Source organism: Blastococcus sp. MG754426, assembly GCF_021699055.1.
In the GTDB taxonomy this organism is placed as follows: Bacteria; Actinomycetota; Actinomycetes; order Mycobacteriales; family Geodermatophilaceae; genus Blastococcus.
Map to the genome: position 1 here is coordinate 1 of NZ_SSXC01000057.1, position 18,280 is coordinate 18,280.

General features: G+C 74.2%; 18 protein-coding genes. 6 read left to right on the forward strand and 12 right to left on the reverse strand.

Going from position 1 to position 18,280, the window contains the following annotated elements; all coding sequences use genetic code 11:
* Together E9549_RS16495 and E9549_RS16500 are read left to right on the forward strand one after the other, a co-directional pair.
* Positions 1–377 (forward strand): transglycosylase SLT domain-containing protein (locus tag E9549_RS16495; RefSeq protein ID WP_236827678.1); only part of this gene is annotated, 377 nt, incomplete at its 5' end.
* Between the two features lie 185 nt (positions 378–562).
* Positions 563–946: a hypothetical protein gene (locus E9549_RS16500; protein WP_236827679.1), complete on the forward strand. Its 384-nt coding sequence runs from the start codon at positions 563–565 to the stop codon at positions 944–946.
* Between the two features lie 3 nt (positions 947–949).
* Here E9549_RS16500 and E9549_RS16505 read toward each other — a convergent pair whose 3' ends face one another.
* The 6 genes from E9549_RS16505 to E9549_RS16530 form a co-directional block, all read right to left on the reverse strand.
* Positions 950–1,648: a sulfite exporter TauE/SafE family protein gene (locus E9549_RS16505; protein ID WP_236827680.1), complete on the reverse strand. Its 699-nt coding sequence runs from the start codon at positions 1,646–1,648 to the stop codon at positions 950–952.
* A gap of 35 nt (positions 1,649–1,683) precedes the next feature.
* On the reverse strand, positions 1,684–2,118 hold the full coding sequence (locus E9549_RS16510) for a hypothetical protein (RefSeq protein ID WP_236827681.1): 435 nt from the start codon (positions 2,116–2,118) through the stop codon (positions 1,684–1,686).
* Between the two features lie 54 nt (positions 2,119–2,172).
* Positions 2,173–2,895 (reverse strand): GAF and ANTAR domain-containing protein, encoded by a 723-nt coding sequence (locus E9549_RS16515; RefSeq protein ID WP_236827682.1) that lies wholly within the window; start codon positions 2,893–2,895, stop codon positions 2,173–2,175.
* 205 nt (positions 2,896–3,100) lie between these two features.
* A complete protein-coding gene (locus E9549_RS16520; protein WP_236827683.1) occupies positions 3,101–3,955 on the reverse strand; it encodes an MEDS domain-containing protein in 855 nt (284 codons plus the stop codon).
* Positions 3,956–4,002: 47 nt separating this feature from the next.
* Positions 4,003–5,409, reverse strand: coding sequence for a Re/Si-specific NAD(P)(+) transhydrogenase subunit beta (gene pntB / locus E9549_RS16525; protein ID WP_236827684.1), 1,407 nt, complete (start codon positions 5,407–5,409; stop codon positions 4,003–4,005).
* Positions 5,406–6,974: a Re/Si-specific NAD(P)(+) transhydrogenase subunit alpha gene (locus tag E9549_RS16530; RefSeq protein ID WP_236827685.1), complete on the reverse strand. Its 1,569-nt coding sequence runs from the start codon at positions 6,972–6,974 to the stop codon at positions 5,406–5,408. The genes pntB and E9549_RS16530 overlap by 4 nt, the downstream gene beginning before the upstream one ends.
* Before the next feature lie 281 nt (positions 6,975–7,255).
* On the opposite strand from E9549_RS16530, the gene E9549_RS16535 reads away from it, so the two are divergent.
* Complete coding sequence (locus E9549_RS16535; protein ID WP_236827686.1) at positions 7,256–9,331, forward strand: EAL domain-containing protein; 2,076 nt, start codon at positions 7,256–7,258, stop codon at positions 9,329–9,331.
* The gene (locus E9549_RS16540; protein WP_236827687.1) at positions 9,328–10,164 is read left to right on the forward strand and encodes an HDOD domain-containing protein; all 837 of its coding nucleotides are present in this window, start codon (positions 9,328–9,330) and stop codon (positions 10,162–10,164) included. Before E9549_RS16535 ends, E9549_RS16540 begins: the two co-directional genes overlap by 4 nt.
* A gap of 107 nt (positions 10,165–10,271) precedes the next feature.
* Here the strand turns inward: E9549_RS16540 and E9549_RS24255 are convergent, their stop codons facing one another.
* The 6 genes from E9549_RS24255 to E9549_RS16570 form a co-directional block, all read right to left on the reverse strand.
* Entirely contained in the window at positions 10,272–11,420 is a 1,149-nt protein-coding gene (locus E9549_RS24255) for an acyl-CoA dehydrogenase family protein (protein WP_236827688.1), read from the reverse strand.
* Positions 11,421–11,426: 6 nt separating this feature from the next.
* Positions 11,427–12,602 (reverse strand): acyl-CoA dehydrogenase family protein, encoded by a 1,176-nt coding sequence (locus E9549_RS16550; protein WP_236827689.1) that lies wholly within the window; start codon positions 12,600–12,602, stop codon positions 11,427–11,429.
* 165 nt (positions 12,603–12,767) lie between these two features.
* Positions 12,768–14,390: a carboxylesterase/lipase family protein gene (locus E9549_RS16555; protein ID WP_236827690.1), complete on the reverse strand. Its 1,623-nt coding sequence runs from the start codon at positions 14,388–14,390 to the stop codon at positions 12,768–12,770.
* 114 nt (positions 14,391–14,504) lie between these two features.
* Positions 14,505–14,747 carry a hypothetical protein gene (locus E9549_RS16560; RefSeq protein ID WP_236827691.1) on the reverse strand — a complete coding sequence of 81 codons (243 nt, stop codon included), beginning with the start codon at positions 14,745–14,747 and terminating at the stop codon, positions 14,505–14,507.
* A 39-nt stretch (positions 14,748–14,786) separates the two neighbouring features.
* Positions 14,787–15,953, reverse strand: a complete 1,167-nt coding sequence (locus tag E9549_RS16565; RefSeq protein ID WP_236827692.1) for a 4-hydroxybenzoate 3-monooxygenase — start codon at positions 15,951–15,953, stop codon at positions 14,787–14,789.
* Between the two features lie 51 nt (positions 15,954–16,004).
* Positions 16,005–16,781, reverse strand: a complete 777-nt coding sequence (locus E9549_RS16570; RefSeq protein ID WP_236827693.1) for an IclR family transcriptional regulator — start codon at positions 16,779–16,781, stop codon at positions 16,005–16,007.
* Positions 16,782–16,849: 68 nt separating this feature from the next.
* On the opposite strand from E9549_RS16570, the gene pcaH reads away from it, so the two are divergent.
* Positions 16,850–17,596, forward strand: a complete 747-nt coding sequence (gene pcaH / locus E9549_RS16575; RefSeq protein WP_236827694.1) for a protocatechuate 3,4-dioxygenase subunit beta — start codon at positions 16,850–16,852, stop codon at positions 17,594–17,596.
* Positions 17,596–18,264: a protocatechuate 3,4-dioxygenase subunit alpha gene (pcaG, locus tag E9549_RS16580; RefSeq protein WP_236827695.1), complete on the forward strand. Its 669-nt coding sequence runs from the start codon at positions 17,596–17,598 to the stop codon at positions 18,262–18,264. The genes pcaH and pcaG overlap by 1 nt, the downstream gene beginning before the upstream one ends.
* The last annotated feature ends 16 nt before the right edge of the window (positions 18,265–18,280 follow it).

The following is an 18,280-nucleotide window of genomic DNA, read 5'->3' on the forward strand; positions in this document are numbered from 1 at the left end:
CCCGCCAGCAGGCCGCCAGCACCCCCGCGCCCGCCCCGGCACCGGCGCCCGCCCGTTCCGCGCCGGCCCCGGCCGCCGCGCCGGCCCCGGCCGGGTCCTTCAAGGAGTACGCGATGGGCAAGGTGGGCTCGGCGAGCGAGTTCTCCTGCCTGGAGAGCCTGTGGGGCAAGGAGAGCGGGTGGAACCCCGACGCCCAGAACCCGCGCAGCACCGCCTACGGCATCGCCCAGTTCCTCGACTCCACCTGGGCCGGCACCGGCATCGCCAAGACCTCCGACGGCTACCGGCAGATCGACGCGGGGCTGATCTACATCAACAACCGCTACGGCTCGCCGTGCGGTGCCTGGGCGCACTCCCAGTCGGTCGGCTGGTACTAGGAGGACCTCGCTGCCCCTCCACCTCGCACGCTCACGGCGCCGCGACATCGGCGATCTCGGGCCGTCAGCCGTCTGACGGGCCCGAGATCGCCGATCTCGCGGCGCGGTCGTGATCCGGGGCGGACCTGCGCCGGCGGTCGAGCGTGCCTAGGGTCGGGCCAGCGACCGAAGGCCGAGGGGGAGCCATGAGCGAGGTCGGGGACGAGGGACGGGACACCCCGCAGGGCGGGTTCGTGGGCCGGTCGATCGACGAGTTCGTCAGCCAGCTGCGGTTCTTCAGCGACCGCGCCCGCGGGCTGGCCGGCAGCGCGACGTCCCGCCTCCCGCTGCCCGCCCTGCCCAGCCCGCCCGGTGCCATGTCCGCCGCCCAGCTCCGCGCGGTCAAGGAGATGGTGACCGCGCAGCGCACCTCGATCGCGGCGATGCGCGCCCAGCTGGACGCCTTCGACCAGCAGCTCGCCGTCTTCGAACGGATCCTCGACCCGCTCGTGGAGTGGAGCGCGACGTGGGCACGGTTGGAAGAGGCCGTCGGTGACATCGTGCGCCGCGATCCTCCCGCCGAGCGCTGACGATCAGCCCGCCAGCGACCTGACCAGCAGCGCCGCCCCGGAGAGCAGGCACAGCACCAGGGCTGCACGGCGCATCACCGGCAGCGCCAGCCTGCGGCGCAGCGGCCCGGCGAGCAGGAAGCCGAGCAGCACGAAGGGCACCAGCCCCGCTCCGGCGGCCAGCCCGCCGCCGGTCAGCTCCCCGCCGGCCACGAGCACGCCGATCGAGAGCAGAGTCGTGCCGACGAAGAACACCGACAGGTTCGCCCGCTGGGCGGCCGGCGTGGGCGCCCGGTAGGTGACCACCAGCGGGGGCCCCGGCGTGGCCGCCACCGTGGACAGCGTGCCGGACGCGAACCCGGCGACCGCGAGTGCCCGCCGCCCACCCGGCAGGCGGACCCCCGCGAGCGACGCGCTGCAGGCGAGCAGCACGACGACGGCAACCGTTATCCCCAACAAGCGGACGTCGATCACCTGCAACAGCCACAGGCCGGCGACGACGCCGGGTACCGACGCCAGCACCGCGCCGCGCACGGTCGTGAGCTCCAGGGCCGCTCGCTCACGCCACACCACCGGCAGCAGCGAGGCGAGCGTGCCCACCAGCAGCGGCCCCGGGACCAGTGCCGGTTGCACGAGCAGCACCAGCGGCCCGGCGAGCAGCCCGAACCCCATGCCGGTCGCCGTCTGGACGACCGAGGCCAGGAGGACGGCGAGGCCGCACACCAGCAGGGCGACCGGGTCGGTGGTCAGCTCGGCGGTCAGTAGCCGTCGTCCTCGTCCGCGGCCGGGCGCCGGCGCAGCAGGCCGGTCACCGAACCGACCCGGGTCTGCGCCTGGCGCAGGCCGTGGATCAGCGGCATCAGGTCGTCGTGGATCCGGCGCAGCGTCTCGGGGACGGTGTCGACGGCGGGGTCGTCCAGCACCCGCCCGACCCGTTCGATCCCCGGCCGCAGCGCCCGCACCGGCTCCTCGAGCTCCTCGACCAGCCCCTCCAGCCGCTCGGCCATCCGTTGCGCGGACGCGATGGTCTCCCGGGCGGCGGTGGTCGCGGCGGTCAGCTCCCGGACGGTGCTGTTGAGGTCGGCCAGCGTGCGGGGGAGCTGGGACAACGCCTCCGTCTGCGTCTGCAGCAGCGCGATCAGCTCGCCGAACCCGGGGATGCGGGGCATGCCGAGCCCGCGGAAGGGATCCACCAGCAAACCGTCGATGACCGGCGCCCGGGACGCAACTCCTCCCCGGTGCCGTGCTCAGTCCGGGCGCAGCTGCCCGGTGAGCACGAACCGCGCGGCGACGTCGCGCAGTTTGGTGTTGCTCTCCATCGAGACCCGCGCCAGCAGCCGGAACGCCTGGTCGGCGGTGAGCTTGTGCCGCTCCATGAGGATGCCCTTGGCCTGGTCGATCACCGCCCGGTGCTCCAGGGCGGCCGCCAGGTGCTCCGCCCGCTCCACGGCGGTCTCGTAGAGGTACATGTTCGACACCGGCCCGACGGCGTAGGCGGCGAGCCGGGACACCAGCGCACGGGTGCGGTCGTCGGCGACCGTGAGGTCCCCGGCGTAGACGTTCATCGACCCGGAGACCCGCTCCTGCACGGGCAGCGGGTAGGACAGGATGCTCCCGCACCCCAGCGCGGCGGCCTGGGTCCCGAACGCCGGCCACCGGGGCTCCGACCGGGTGTCGGCCACGACGGCGGGCCGGCCGGTCGTGGCGGCCTCGAGGCAGGGACCGCCGCCCAGGCCGTACTGCACCTCGTCGAGCTTCAGGGCGAGGTCGCCGCTGGCCGCCACCGTGCGGGGGGAGCCGTCGCCGAGGATCGTCACCGAGGCCACCGGGCGGCCCGGGAGGATCCGGGTGGCCAGCTCGGTGACCCGGCCGAGCACGGACTCCAGCGAGTGCTCCGCGAAGGAGAGCTGGGCCAGCTCCTCGAACGCCGGCTGGACGGCGAGCTCATCGTCGTCGTCAGGGGGTGTCACGCCTTGCTCTCCGTCGGTTTGCTGCACCGGACGAACGAGCGCCGGGCGGTCAGAGAGGGGGCCCGAGTTGTTCCAGGTCCCCCGGGGTCGGGCTTGGGCCCGGCCGCGCGCCGGCTGTGTGACGCGTGTGTAGCGGTGCTCAATATAGCCGCCGGTCGGCGCCGGTCCCGGGTGGCGTGCGTCGTGGGCGTGGGGCGGTCGCAGGTCAGGCGCTGGTGAAGACGACGGGCGCCCACCGGTCGAACCCGAGCAGCGGCCACGCCCGGCGGACGAGCGGCGGCGCGTCGCGCAGCTCCACCCGCACCCCGCTGCCGGCGAGCGACCGGACCCAGCGGGCGATCGCCCGGCAGCCGGCGACGTCGGCGAAGCCGAGGCCGGAGAGGTCCAGCGTGCGGGTGCCGCCCTCGACCGGCGAGCCGGCCAGCACCCGGGAGAGCCGCTCGGCGCCGACCAGGTCGACGTCGCCGGCCACGACGACCCGGTCCCGGTCGAAGAACGCCCGGAAGGCCGGGGGGGCCGACGGCGCGTGGACCTGCGGGTGCACCGCGGTCACGGCGTCCAGCGCCGCGGCCGGGAGGGTGGCGTCGTAGGCGCAGAGCGCCGACATGCCGGGGCCCTGGGCGATGTACTCGTCGGCGACGTGCTCCCACCGGGCCAGCTCCGCGCGGGTGGCGGGGTCCGCGGCCAGCGGGCTCACGTCGGCCAGCACGCGCAGCCCGCGGTAGCCCTCGGCGCGAGCCGCCCGGGTCGCCCGGTCGTAGAACTGCCGCTGCCGTCCGGCGTCGAACGACCCGGCGCCGGCGTAGGCGTCCTGCAACGGCAGCAGCCGCAGCGTCCCGTCGGCCACGAGCGCGTCGACGCCGCCCAGCGCCCCGCCGGCCCGGTGCACGGCCGCCACCACGCGCTCGCCGACGGCCAGCAGGCGCTCCCCGCGGCCCAGGCCACCGCGCGCTGAGGCCAGCACCGCGGCGTCGAGCTCGTCGCCGTCCCGGTACAGCCAGCACACGTGGTCGCGCGCCCGGGGAGGGGGAACGGCCCTCACCGAACCGTGAACGCGCATGTGCTCACCGTAGTGGCCGCCGGGCCGGCGGGACAGCCGAGCCGGGGTCACAGCGCCTTGAGGATGTCCTCCACCCGCTCACGCGCGTCGCCGAAGAGCATCCGGCTGTTCTCCCGGAAGAACAGCGGGTTCTGCACGCCGGCGTAGCCGGTGTTCATGGAGCGCTTGAACACGACCACGTGCTCGGCCTCCCACACCCGGAGCACCGGCATGCCGGCGATCGGGCTGGCGGGGTCCTCGGTCGCCGCGGGGTTCACCGTGTCGTTGGCACCGATGACCAGGACCACCGACGTGCCGGCGAGGTCGTCGTTGATCTCGTCCATCTCGAGCACGACGTCGTAGGGCACCTTGGCCTCGGCCAGGAGCACGTTCATGTGGCCGGGCAGTCGCCCGGCCACCGGGTGGATGCCGAACCGCACGTCGACGTCCTGCGCCCGCAGCTTGCGGGTGAGCTCGGCGACCGCGCCCTGCGCCTGCGCGACCGCCATGCCGTAGCCGGGGGTGATGACCACCGACTTCGCGTCCCGCAGCAGCTCCGCGGTCTCCTCGGCGGTGATCTCGGTGTGCTCGCCGTAGTCGACGTCGGACGACGCGGCCGCCCCCTCGTTGCCGAAACCGCCGGCGATCACCGACAGGAACGAGCGGTTCATCGCCTTGCACATGATGTAGGAGAGGTAGGCACCGGACGAGCCGACCAGCGCGCCGGTGATGATCAGCAGGTCGTTGCCCAGGAGGAAGCCCGACGCGGCGGCGGCCCAGCCCGAGTAGCTGTTGAGCATCGAGACGACGACGGGCATGTCCCCACCGCCGATCGAGGCCACCAGGTGCCACCCCAGCGCCAGCGCCAGGACCGTGACGACCGAGAGGACCAGCAGGTTCGGCTCGGCCACGAACACGACGGTCAGGACGGCGAACAGCGCCAGCGCGCCCAGGTTGAGCCAGTTGCGGCCGGGCAGCACCAGCGGGTTGCTCCTGATCCGCGCCGACAGCTTGAGGAAGGCGACGATCGAGCCGGTGAAGGTGACCGCGCCGATGAAGACGCCGACCACGACCTCGCCGGAGTGGATGCCGGCCTCGGTGCCGGTGAGCGGCGACCCGCCGTCGGCACCCTCGACGGAGAGGTAGCCGTTCCAGCCCACGAGCACCGCCGCCAGGCCGACGAAGCTGTGCAGCAGCGCGATGAGCTCCGGCATGCCGGTCATCTCCACCACGCGCGCCCGCCACAGGCCGATGGCCGCACCGACGACCACGGCGACGACGAGCAGGGTGAGCCCGGCGGTGGAGATGCCGCGGGTGGCCAGGCCGACGGTGGCGGCGAGCGCGATCGCCATGCCGGCGATCCCGTAGGCGTTGCCGGCCTTGGCCGTCTCGTGCTTCGACAGCCCGGCCAGGCTCAGGATGAACAGCAGCGCGGCGACGATGTAGGCCGCCGCCGCGGCGGTGGTGGCGGTCATCGGGCGGCGGCCTCCGTGCTCGGGCCGCGGGAGAACATGCCCAGCATGCGGCGGGTGACGGCGAAGCCGCCGAAGACGTTGATGCTGGCCACGAGCGTGGCCACGAACGCCAGCGCGCGGACCAGACCGTCGTCGCTGCCCAGCTGCAGCAGCGCGCCGACCACGATGATCCCGGAGATGGCGTTGGTGACGCTCATCAGCGGGGTGTGCAGGGCGTGGTGCACCTTGCCGATCACGTAGAACCCGACGACGACGGCCAGCGCGAACACGGTGACGTGCCCGAGCAGCTCGTCGGGGGAGAAGGCCGCCACCAGGAACAGCAGGGCGGCGGCGACCCCCACCAGGGCGAACCGGCGCGCCGGTGCCGGTGTGCGCTGCGGCACGGCTGGTGCCGCAGCGGTCGCCCCGGCCGGTGGTGCGGCCGGTGGGGGCGCCGCCGAGACCTGCACCGGCGGCGGGGGCCACATCAGCTCGCCCTCCCGGACCACGGTGATGCCCCGCTGGACGACGTCGTCGAGGTCGAGGACCAGCCGGCCGTCGGCGCCGGGGGTCAGCAGCCTGAGCAGGTTGACCAGGTTGGTGCCGTACAGCTGGGAGGCCTGCGCCGGGAGCCGGGCGGGCAGGTCGGTGTACCCGATGATCGTGACGCCGTTGGGGGTCACGACGACCTCGTCGGCGACCGAGCCGGCGACGTTGCCGCCCTGGGCGGCGGCCATGTCGACGACCACCGAGCCCGGGCGCATCGAGGCCACCATCTCCTCGGTGACCAGCCGCGGCGCGGGCCGGCCCGGGATGAGCGCCGTGGTGATGACGATGTCGACGTCGCGGGCCTGCTCGGCGTACATCTGCGCGGCCCGCCGGTTGAAGTCCTCGCCCATCTCGCGGGCGTAGCCGTCGCTGCTGACCTCCTGCTCCCCGGCGGGCACGGCGACGTACTCGCCGCCGAGGGAGCGCACCTGCTCGGCGACCTCGGGGCGGACGTCGGTGGCCCGGACGATCGCCCCCAGGCTGGACGCGGTGCCGATCGCGGCCAGCCCGGCCACGCCCGCGCCGGCGACGAGCACCTTGGCCGGCGGCACCTTGCCCGCCGCGGTCACCTGACCGGTGAAGAACCGGCCGAACACGTTGGCCGCCTCGACGACCGCCCGGTACCCGGCGATGTTGGCCATCGACGAGAGCACGTCCATCGACTGCGCCCGGGAGATGCGGGGGACGGCGTCCATGGCGAGCACGGTGAGCGGCCGCGCGGCGAGCGCCTCGACCAGCTCCGGGTTCAGCGCCGGGGAGAGCAGGCTGACCAGCGTCGCGCCGTCGGCCAGCAGCCCGATCTCCTCGCGGGCGGGCGCGTTCACCTTGAGCACGACCTCGGCCCCCCACGCCTCGGCGGCCGTGCCGATCCGCGCACCGGCCGCGACGTAGGCCTCGTCGGGGAAGCTGGCCGCCCTCCCGGCGCCGGCCTCCACCACGACCTCGTAGCCCAGCTGCACCAGCTGCACGACCGTCGCCGGGGTCGCGGACACCCGGGTCTCGCGGGGCCGCGTCTCGCGCGGGACTCCGATCTGCATCGTGGCGCTCCGTTCCTCGCTGGGCAGGCCTCGTCGCCTGCCCGCCGGTGGGTCGTTCGCGGTGCTCGGTGGGTGGGACGGATCCTGCCTGGGAACGAGCGATCACGGGGTACCGCTCCGGAAATGTGAGGCACGGCACGCCGGGAGCTGGTCGCCGCCGTCGGGCGCCACCCGAAAGGGGTGTTGCGGCGGTGCCCGGGTGGTGGCCGCACCGAGGAGCTGCCGAAGGTCCTTGCAGCGGGTCCAGACCTCGGCGCCTGCTCCGAACCGAGGGGAGGACCGTGTCCGCCATCCTGAACAGCCCCGGCGACGACCGCGTCCCCGCGGAGATCGTCGCATCGGTCTTCTACAGCGCCACCGTCAGCGACAACCTGGCGATCGTGGTCGCCGAGATGGTGGCCGGCCGGGCGCGCGTCAGCTGGGGCAACGCCGGTGCGGTCGAGCTGCTCGGCTACGGCCTGGACGACCTGCGCGCGCTGCCCGTCGAGCACCTGTTCCCGACCCTCGGGCGCGGCGAGCTCCGGCTGCTGCTGCGCCGGGAGCGGTCGGCCCGGATGACCCTGGCGGTGCGCACCGCCAGCGGCGCCGCCGTCGAGGCGCTGGTCACCACGACGCCGTCCCCGAGCGGGCGGATGTGGACGGTGCGGATCGTCTCCACGACCAACGAGCTGGAACGGGCGCTGCGGGCCACCGCCGACGCCCACGAGCGGCGCTTCTCCACCCTGACCGAGCGGTCCCCGGTGCCCACCCTCCTCTCCGAGCAGGGCATGCGGCTGGCGCACGTCAACGACGCCTTCTGCAGCCTCGTCGGTCGGCGCGCCGAGCAGCTGCTGGGGACGGGCTGGATGGACGCCGTGCACGAGGACGACCTCGACACGGTGGTCGGGCAGGTGTCCGCGGCCCTGGACGGCCAGGAGGTGGAGGCACAGGCCCGGCTGCTGCGCGACGACGGGTCGGTCCGCACCACCGTCATCCGCTTCGCGCACCTGTTCACCCCCGGTGTCGGCGCGGGCTTCGTCGGCACCATCGAGGACATCACCGACCGGCTGGCGTTCGAGGCCACGCTGGCCCACCAGGCCAGCCACGACCCGCTCACCGGGCTGCCGAACCGCACCCTGCTGGCCCGGTACGTGGCCGAGCGGTTCGTCCCCGGCACCGGCACGCTGGCCTGCCTCTTCCTCGACCTGGACAACTTCAAGGTGGTCAACGACTCCCTGGGCCACACCGCGGGAGACGAGCTCCTCACCGAGGTGGGCGACCGGCTGCGGTCGGTGGTCCGGCCGGGGGACCTGGTGGCCCGCTTCGGCGGGGACGAGTTCGTCGTGGTCTGCGAGGACGTCGACCAGTCCGCCGCGGTCGCCCTCGCCGAGCGGATCACGGCGGAGCTGGCCCGGCCGGTGCGGTTGGGCGGTGTCGACGTGCGGCCGCACGCCAGCGTCGGGGTGACGGTGCAGACCGGGGAGCACACCGGCGCCGAGGAGCTGATCCGCGACTGCGACATCGCCATGTACCAGGCCAAGGCCGGGGGCAAGGGGCGGATCACCGTGCTGGACCAGCGGGCGCGGGAGCAGGCGCGGGACAAGCTGCGGCTGGTCGCCGAGCTGCGCGACGCGATCGAGCGGGGCGAGATCACCCTCCTCTACCAGCCGATCTTCAGCACCCACGACGGCCGGCCGGTCGCCGTGGAGTCGCTGGCCCGGTGGACCCACGCCGATCGCGGCCGGATCAGCCCGGCGGTGTTCGTGCCGCTGGCGGAGGAGAGCGGGCTGGTCGCCGGTCTCGGGCTGCTCGTCCTGGACGAGACCTGCCGCCAGCTGGCCGAGTGGGACCGCGCCCTGGGCCCGGCCGCGCCCCCGCGCGCCAACGTCAACGTCTCGGCGCTGCAGCTGGACGCGAACCTGCCGGCACAGGTGGCCGACGCGCTGGCGCGGCACGCGCTGGACCCGTCCCGCATCTCGGTGGAGATCACCGAGTCGGCGCTGATGCAGGACCCCGACTCCGCCCGCGAGGTGCTGCACGCGCTGCGCGACCTCGGCGTCGAGCTGGCGATCGACGACTTCGGCACCGGCTACTCGTCGCTGGCCTACCTGCGGCACCTGCCCGTCGACTGCCTGAAGGTGGACCGGTCCTTCGTCGCCGAGCTGGCGCACGGGCACACCGAGATCGCCTCCGCCGTCATCGCGCTGGCCCGCAGCCTCGACCTGAGCACCGTCGCCGAGGGCGTCGAGACCGCCGAGCAGGCCGCCGAGCTCGGCCGGCTGGGCGCCACCTTCCTGCAGGGGTTCGCCCTGAGCCCGCCGATGACCGGGGCCGACACCGCCGCCTGGTTCGCCTCCCACGGGGAGCGCACCCGATGACCGTCACTCCCCTCCCGCCCCGCGGCGAGGCGGCCCCCGTCTTCGACCTGGAGAAGGTCCTCGCGGGCATCGACACCATGGCGGCGCAGCGCCCGGTCGCCGCGCAGATCGTCTCGGTGGCGAACTCCGACGACACCAGCGCCAAGGTGCTCTCCCGCATCCTCGCCTCCGACGTCGCCCTCGCCGGCCGGGTGATGAAGCTGGCCAACTCCGCCTACTTCGGCATGCGCGGGCGGGTCACCTCGCTGCAGTTCGCCGTCACCGTCGTCGGCTTCACGACCGTCCGGACGATGGCGACCGTCGCGCTCACCGAGCTCGACTACGAGTCGCGCCTGCCGGAGGACTTCTGGGACGTCACGACCTGCCTGGCGCTGGCGTCGTCCACGCTCGCGCCGCGGTTCGGGGAGCGGTCGCAGGACGCGCTGTGCGTCGGGCTGCTGGCCCAGATGGGCGCGGCGCTGCTCCACCACGACGACCCCGAGGGCTACGGCGCGCTGGTGGCCGAGCACCCGGGCTTCCCCGAGCGGCGCGCCGCCGAGCTGCGGCGCTACGGCATCAACAGCGTCCGCCTGACCGCCGTCGCGCTGGAGCAGTGGGGCTTCCCGCACACGATGACCCACCGGCTCAACCAGGTCGACGACGCCACCTCGGTCGAGGGCGGGCTGCTGCGCGCCGCCTTCGAGGTGGCCGCACGGATCACCGAGGACGACCACGAGGCGGTGCCGATCACCCGGCTCACCTGCGGCCAGCTGCGGGAGGACGACCTGGTGCCGGTGCTGGACCAGGTCCGGGCCGACGCCGCCGAGCTCCGCCGGGCGATGCTCGGCGACTGAAGAAGGACCCCGTCGCCCCCCAGCACGCGCTCCGCTCGCGACGGGGTCGCGACACGACGGAGCCCCGCCCCCCGGGACGGGGGACGGGGCTCCTGGCTGGCTGTCGCTCAGACGGCGTAGGGCGCGCCCAGCGGGTCGACGGTCGCCTGCTCGCCCACCGTGCGGGCCAGCCGCGCGACGGCGAAGTCACCGTCACCGAGCAGGTGGTCGATGGCGGTGAGCCGGCTGGTGTAGTGCCCGACGGAGTACTCCGCGGTCACGCCGATGCCGCCGTGCAGCTGGATCGCCTCCTTGCCGATGTGCCGGCCGGCGCGGCTGGTCTGCAGCCGGGCGCGGTCGGCGGCGGCGACGACGTCGCCGCCGGCGTCCTGCACCATCGAGGCCCACAGCGCGGCGCTCCGGGCCAGCTCCAGGGACACGTACATGTCCGCGGCGCGGAAGGTGAGCGCCTGGAACCGGTTGAGGGTGACGCCGAACTGCTTGCGGGTCTTGAGGTACTCCGCGGTGGTGCGCAGCGCGGTGTCCATGGCGCCGATAGCCTCGTGGCTGTAGGCGATCCGAGCCTCGGCCAGCGCCCGCTCGATGGCGGCCGTCTGGTCCCCGCCGGTGCCCAGCAGCGTCGCCGGGGTGGCGTCGAAGCGGACGGCGGCGGCGCGGGTGCCGTCGTGGGTGCGGTAACCGGTGCGGGCCAGGCCCGCGGCGTCGCCCTGCACGAGGAACAGCCCGGTGCCGCCGTCGACCACCGCCGAGACCACCAGGACGTCGGCGCGGGCGCCGGTCGGCACCGGCTCCTTGGCGCCGCTGAGGGTCCAGCCGTCGCCGGACTGCGTGGCGGTGACCGCGGAGGCCGAGGCGCTCCACCGGGTGCCGGTCTCGGCGTGCGCGAACGCCGGCACGCTGGTGCCCTCGGCGATGGCCCCGAGGAGCTCGGACTTCTGCTCGTCGGTGCCGACGGCGGCGATCAGGCCGCCGGCCAGGACGACGGCCTCGATGAACGGCTCGGGGGCGATGACCCGGCCGATCTCCTCGGCGACGATCGCCACCTCGATCGGGCCGGCGCCCATGCCGCCGTGCTCCTCGGCGAAGGGCAGGCCGAGCAGGCCCATCTCCGCGAGGCGGGCCCAGGTCTTCTCGTCGAAGCCCGGGTCGTTGGCGACGACCTTCCGGCGCTGCTCGCTGTCGGAGTAGGCGCGCGCCAGCAGGCCGCGGACGGCCTCCCGCAGGTCGTTCTGCTCGCTGTCGAAGGTGAAGTCCACGTCAGATCACAGCCCCAGGATCGTGCCGGCGATGATGGTGCGCTGAACCTCGTTGGAGCCTCCGTAGATGGAGACCTTCCGGTAGTTCAGGTAGTGCGGGGTCGCGACGCGCGCCCAGTCCGGCACGTCGGACCCCTCCTCGGCGAAGGAGGCCAGCGAGAGCGGGCCGGCGATGTCGACCAGCAGCTCGGTGGCGGCCTGCTGCAGCTCCGAGCCCTTGAGCTTCAGCACCGAGGACGCCGGGTGCGGCTTGCCGTCGGCGGAGTTGGCGACGACGCGCAGCGCGGTGAGCTCGAGGGCCACCAGCTCGTTCTCCACCTCGGCGATCCGCCGGGCCATGAACGGGTCCTCCAGGAGGGGGCGGCCGTCGACGGTGATCTCGCGGGCGTGGTCCTTGGCCTGGGCGAGCATCTTCTTGGTCGCGCCCACGCGGGCGATGCCCACGCGCTCGTTGCCGAGCAGGAACTTGGCGTAGTCCCAGCCGCGGTTCTCCTCGCCGATGAGGTTCTCGGCGGGGACGCGGACGTCCTCGAAGAACACCTCGTTGACCTCGAAGCCGCCGTCGATGAGCTCGATGGGGCGCAGCGTCACACCGGGGGTGTCCATCGGGAAGACCAGCATCGAGATGCCGCGCTGCTTCTTCTCCGCCGTCGGGTCGGTGCGGACCAGGCAGAAGATCCAGTCGGCGTGCTGGCCCAGCGTCGTCCAGGTCTTCTGGCCGTTGACCACCCAGTCGTCGCCGTCGCGGACGGCGGTGGTGCGCAGCGAGGCCAGGTCGGAGCCGGCGTCGGGCTCGGAGAAGCCCTGGCACCACCAGATGTCGAGGTTGGCGGTCTTGGCCAGGAAGCGCTCCTTCTGCTCCTGGTTGCCGAAGGCGGCGATGACCGGGCCGATCATGCTGGTGTTGAAGGCGAGCGGCTCGGGGACGCCGGCCAGCTGCATCTCCTCGCGCCAGATGTGGCGCTGCAGGGGCGTCCAGTCCTTGCCGCCCCACTCGACCGGCCAGTGCGGCACGGCCAGGCCCGCGGCGTTGAGCACGCGCTGGGCCTCGACGTACTCCTCCTTGGAGACGTGCCGGTGGGCCGCGACCTTGTCGCGGATCTCCTGCGGCACCTGGGTGGTGAAGAAGGTCCGCATCTCCTCCCGGAAGGCCTCGAGCTCCGGGGACAGCTGCAACCGCATCGGTCCTCATTTCCTGACGGCGGCAGGTGCCGTCTCGACGTAGTGCCCCCGACGATCCCACACGGGCTACCGGTGGGTAGCGAGCGGCACCCGGGGGCGGCGTGCCGGTCGCGCGGACGGGCCCCGGGCAGCACGCGCTGCCCGGGGCCCGCCGATCAGGCCGGCTCAGCCGAGCGTCGACCAGAACGCGCAGTTCGCCTCGGTGGCGACGTCGACCGGGCCGACCCCTCCGTCGGAGGCGATGTCCAGGCCCTGGACGTCCTTCGAGGCGCGGTACCGGGTCCACGTCGGGACGTCCCGGCCGTTGGGGTTGCCGTGGGCCGCGAAGTTGGTCCAGTACCGGACCATCGTCGCCGACAGCCGCTCCTGCTCGGGGTCGAGCCCGTTCCCGAACAGGTCCGGGAACAGGTAGGGCAGCTCGGCGGCGTGCTGGGCGTCCTCCGGGTAGCCCGGGTACGGGAAGCTCACCAACGGGTCGGCCGTCTCGTCGCGGAACTGGTAGGCGAAGACGGGGGCCGGCGCCGGCGGGCGGGCCAGCGTGTCGTAGGCGTCGACGTGCTCGCAGGTGGACAGCGCGCTGCCGGCGTCGCTGTTCACGGCGGCCAGGGCGCGCAGCGGCGACGGGTAGGCGGCGGCCGGGTAGCGGGCGAGCACCTCGTCGGCGTCGTCACCGAAGACGCCGGCGAGGACCGCCGCGTAGTCGGCCGCGGTGAAGCCGTCCGCGGCCAGCCGGGACACGGTCGGGTCCAGCGGCGTGAAGAGGGTGTTCTCGTCGCTGAGGTTGCCGTGCATGACCGGCACCCTGGCGTGGTTGCCGGCGGCGATCGCCTCGGCCGGCTGCACCGGCAGCGCCGATCCGCCGACGACGAAGGCCCCGCCCGGCCAGGCGTCGAGCAGCTCCTGCACCGGCGTCGCCCGCAGGCAGGTGGCGACGTCGTCCGCGGTCGCGCAGCCGACGGCCTCCGCCACCCGGGCGCCCGTGGCCTCGGCCGTCTCGAGCGTGTCGTAGGGCGCGGTGCAGCTGTAGCTCTGGGCGATGGCGCGGTCGAACAGGCCGCGCGCGCCCGGGGAGGTGAGCTGGGCGCAGACCGCGGAGCCACCGGCCGACTCGCCGAAGACCGTCACCCGCCCGGGGTTGCCGCCGAAGGCGCGGATGTTGCGCTCCACCCAGCGCAGCGCCGCCTGCTGGTCGAGCAGCCCGGCGCTGCCGGAGGCGACGTCGCCGTTCTCGCGGGAGAGGTCCTCCTGCGCCATGAAGCCCAGGGCGCCGAGGCGGTAGTTGACCGTCACCACGACGACGTCGCCCTCGAGGGCGAGCTTGCTCGCGTCGTACCGGTCACCGCTGCCGGTCTGCCACGATCCGCCGTGGATCCACACCATCACCGGGAGGTCGCGGCGCTGGGTGTCCAGGCCCGAGGGGGTCGTGACGTTGAGGTAGAGGCAGTCCTCGGCCAGCGAGGTGACCGGGTTGCTGGCGCTGGGCTCCTGCGGGCAGGGGCTGCCGGGCGTGGTGGCGTCCCGGACGCCCTCCCACGGCTGCACCGGTGCCGGCGGGCGGAACCGCAGGTCACCCACCGGCGGCGCGGCGAACGGGATGCCCTGGAACAGGCGGTACCCGTCGGCCGAGGTGCCCTCGACCGCACCCTCGGTGGTCCGGACGACCAGCGGGGCGGGATCGGGCGCGGCGCCGGCGGGCGCGGCGGTGGTGAGGGCGCCGGCGGCGAGGACGGCGCCCAGCCCGAGCGCGAGCAGGGATCGTCGGGCGGGACGCGGGGGAGTGGTGCGCACGTGACCTCCAGGGGGAGCCGGCCCGGCCCTTGGTGAGCTGGACCACAGCGCCTGAGACACTGGCCACGCCTGTCTCACCCCCTGTGGCGGGGGTCACGCCGGCCGGTGCGGCGGTCAGCGTCCGGGGAGCCGGCGGCCGGTCATCCGGTCGATCACCTCCAGCCAGGCGGCCCGGACCTCGCGGGGGCGGTCCCCGACGACGTCGAGGATCCGGACGTCGAGGCCGCGGTCACCGGCGACGACCGCCTCGAAGCCCAGCCGGGTCACCAGCACCTGGATCTCTCCGGGGTCCAGACCGGCGTCGACCAGGGGTTGCACCAGCCATGCCGTCAGCTGCCGCGGGGCGGTGGACTCCACGACCGCCATTCGGGCGCGGGGGCCCGGGCGGATGCACCGTCAGCCGACGGGCAGGCCGGTGTAGTTCTCGGCGAGCTCGCGGGCGGCCGTCTCCGAGGAGCAGATCCGCTGGAGCTGGGCGAGCTGCAGCTGGGCGTCGAAGTCGTCGCCGGAGGTGTGCAGCATCGAGGTCATGGACCAGGAGAAGTGGGTGCAGCGCCAGACGCGGGCCAGTGCCCGGTCGGAGTAGGTGTCGGCCAGGTCGGCCTGCTTCTCGGTGAGCAGCCGCACGAGCGCCTGGGCCAGCAGGGTCACGTCGGCGACGGCGAGGTTCAGGCCCTTGGCGCCGGTCGGGGGCACGATGTGGGCGGCGTCGCCGGCCAGGAACAGCCGGCCGCGGCGCATCGGGGTGCTCACGAACGAGCGCATCGGGAGGATCGACTTCTCGGTCACCGGGCCGGTGCTGATCTCCCAGCCGTCGAGGGCGAACCGGCGGGAGAGGTTCTCCCAGATCCGGTCGTCCGACCAGTCCTCGATCTTCTCCGCCGGGTCCACCTGCAGGTACAGCCGCGACACGGAGGGGGAGCGCATGGAGTACAGCGCGAAGCCCTCGGGGTGCCAGGCGTAGATCAGCTCGTCGGTGGCGGGCGCGGCGTCGGCCAGGATGCCCAGCCAGGCGTAGGGGTAGGTGCGCTCCCACGTGCGCCCGCCGGCGGCCTGCACCACCGGGCGCGAGACACCGTGGAACCCGTCGGTGCCGGCGATCACGTCGCAGTCCAGCACCTGGGCCACGCCGTCGGCGTCGGTGAACCGGACGCGGGGGGTGTCGGAGTCGACGTCCTCCAGGGTCACGTCGGAGACCTCGAACAGCAGCGGCGGACCGCCGTCGAGCTGCGCCTTGACGAGGTCCTTGGTGACCTCGGTCTGCCCGTAGACCCAGACCGTCCGGCCGCACAGCTCGGGGAAGTCGAGCTTGTGCCGGGTGCCCGGGTGCTGGAGGTAGATGCCGCGGTGCTCCATGCCCTCGCGGTGCAGCCGGTCGCCCAGCCCGGCGTCGGTCAGCGTGTCGACGGTGTGCTGCTCGAGGATGCCGGCCCGGATGCGCGCCTCCACGTACCCGCGCGACCGGTTCTCGAGCACGACGGAGTCGACGCCCTGGAGGGCGAGCAGCCGCGAGAGCAGGAGGCCGGCGGGGCCGGCGCCGATGATCGCCACCTGGGTGCGCACGGCGACGAGTGTCGCCGCAGGGTGGCCGCGATGGGTACCCGGTGCTTCCGGTCAGTGGAACTCGCGGGAGCGGGCGAGCTCCCGGCCGATGCCGCGGGCCGCCATCTCCAGCGCCGGCACGAGGCGGGACAGGTCGCGCCGGTGCGGCGGGACGACGATGCCCAGCGCCGCGACGGCCAGCGGTCCGCCGGCCCGCTCCACCTGGACCGGGACGGCGAGGGATGCGGCGCCCAGGGACATCTCCTGGCTGGTGCGGGCGTAGCGCCGGCGGCGGATCTCGGCCAGCTCGCGGGCGAGCACGGCCGGGTCGGTGACGGTGTGCGGGGTGACCGGCCGCAGCGCACCCAGCACCCGCTCGACGACGTCGTCGGGGGCCGCGGCGAGCAGCACCTTCCCCACCCCGGTGGCGTGCAGGGGCAGCCGGCTGCCGACCTGGCTGACCACGGGCACCGACTCCCGGCCCGACACCCGCTCGACGTAGAGGGCGCTGACCCCCTCGCGCACGGCCAGGTGCACGGTGTCGCGGGTCGTGGTGTGCAGGTCCAGCAGGAACGGCGCGGCGACCTGCCGCAGCTCCAGCTGCACCGGGGCGATCAGGCCGAGGTCCCACAGCTTCCGGCCGATCTCGTAGCGTCCGTCCGGACGGCGGACCAGCGCCCCCCAGCCGGTCAGCTCGCCGAGCAGCCGGTGGGCGGTCGTCAGCGGCGTGCCCGACCGCTCGGCGATCTCGGAGAGGGACAGCCGCGGGGCGCTGCTGTCGAACGCGTCCAGGATGCCCAGCGCCCGGGAGGTGACCGACCGCCCCGGGCTCGCGCTGCCACCGGCCATGCTGCTCCTCTCCCGTCCAGCGGAAAGCTGGGGTTGGGAGCGTAGCCGGGCGGCCGTACCGTCCGGCCATGACCGGGACCACGTCCGCCGGCGGCCTGCACCTGCCGCGGTACCACCGCGAGGACGCCGCGCTGCGCACCCCCGTGGGCTTCCCCGACTACCGCAGCACCGCCCTGCGCGCGCCGCTGCGGACGCCGGTGGACCTGCCGCAGCGGCTCACCGAGGTGACCGGGCCGGTGCTCGGCGAGGACCGCGTCCTGCCGCACGACGCCGACCTGACGCTGCGCAACGGGGGCGAGGCCGTCGGCCAGCGGATCCTCGTGCACGGCCGCGTGCTGGACAGCGACGGCCGGCCGGTGCCCGGCGCCCTGGTCGAGGTGTGGCAGGCCAACGCCGCCGGCCGCTACCGGCACGTCGGCGACAGCTTCCCGGCGCCGCTGGACCCGCACTTCGACGGCCTCGGGCGCGTGGTCACCGACGGCCTCGGCCGGTACGAGTTCATGACGGTCAAGCCCGGCGCCTACCCGTGGGGCAACCACCACAACGCCTGGCGGCCCGCGCACATCCACTTCAGCCTGTTCGGCCGGGCCTTCACCCAGCGGCTGGTCACCCAGATGTACTTCCCGGACGACCCGCTGTTCGGCCAGGACCCCATCTTCAACGCCATGCCGGCCGCGGCCCGGCACCGGGCGATCAGCCGCTTCTCGCTGGAGCGGTCGCAGGACAACTGGGCGCTGGCCTTCGAGTGGGACATCGTGCTCCGCGGGGCCGAGCAGACGCCGTTCGAGACCGACGACGACGGGGATGTCGCGTGATGAGCGAGCCGTCCGTGAACCCGCTGCTGGTCGTCCCCGTCGTCAGCGAGCCCTCCCAGCCGCGCTCGGGCCGGCGCGGCAGCGGCTACCTCGCCGGGCCGCTCCGGCTGGGCACCACGCCCAGCGCCACCGTCGGCCCGTACCTGGCCATCGGCATGACCTGGCCCGACGGCGTCTGGGCCGCCGCGGAGGGGACCCCGGGCGCCTGCTGGATCCGCGGCCGGGTGTTCGACGGCGCCGGTGACCTCGTGGCCGACGCGATGGTGGAGACCTGGCAGGCCGACCCCGACGGCGGCTTCCCCTCGCCGGAGGACCCGCGCGGCGCGGCCTCCTACCCGGGCTTCCGCGGCTTCGCCCGGTCCCACACCGCGGACCCGCCGGGGGAGTTCGCCGTCCACACGCTCAAGCCGGGGCGGGTGCCCGACGGCGAGGGCGGGTCGCAGGCCCCGCACATCGACGTCTCGGTGTTCGCCCGCGGCATCCTCGACCGCGTCGTCACCCGCATCTACTTCGCCGACGAGGCCGAGGCCAACGCCGAGGACCCCGTGCTGGCGTCGCTCCCCGACGACGCCGCCCGGCGGACGCTGATCGCCACCCCGGCCCCGGACGGCTACCGGTTCGACATCCACCTGCAGGGCGAGCGCGAGACGGTGTTCTTCCAGGTATGACCCCACCCGCGAGCGG

Bases quoted from the DNA above. Each gene is read 5' to 3' on its own strand.
- E9549_RS16500 (WP_236827679.1), top strand. From the start codon at position 563: ATGAGCGAGGTCGGGGACGAGGGACGGGACACCCCGCAGGGCGGGTTC.
- E9549_RS16550 (WP_236827689.1), bottom strand. From the start codon at position 12,602: ATGCGGTTGCAGCTGTCCCCGGAGCTCGAGGCCTTCCGGGAGGAGATG.
- pntB (WP_236827684.1), bottom strand. From the start codon at position 5,409: ATGACCGCCACCACCGCCGCGGCGGCGGCCTACATCGTCGCCGCGCTG.
- pcaH (WP_236827694.1), top strand. From the start codon at position 16,850: ATGACCGGGACCACGTCCGCCGGCGGCCTGCACCTGCCGCGGTACCAC.
- E9549_RS16570 (WP_236827693.1), bottom strand. From the start codon at position 16,781: ATGGCCGGTGGCAGCGCGAGCCCGGGGCGGTCGGTCACCTCCCGGGCG.
- E9549_RS16520 (WP_236827683.1), bottom strand. From the start codon at position 3,955: ATGCGCGTTCACGGTTCGGTGAGGGCCGTTCCCCCTCCCCGGGCGCGC.
- E9549_RS16540 (WP_236827687.1), top strand. From the start codon at position 9,328: ATGACCGTCACTCCCCTCCCGCCCCGCGGCGAGGCGGCCCCCGTCTTC.
- pcaG (WP_236827695.1), top strand. From the start codon at position 17,596: ATGAGCGAGCCGTCCGTGAACCCGCTGCTGGTCGTCCCCGTCGTCAGC.
- E9549_RS16530 (WP_236827685.1), bottom strand. From the start codon at position 6,974: ATGCAGATCGGAGTCCCGCGCGAGACGCGGCCCCGCGAGACCCGGGTG.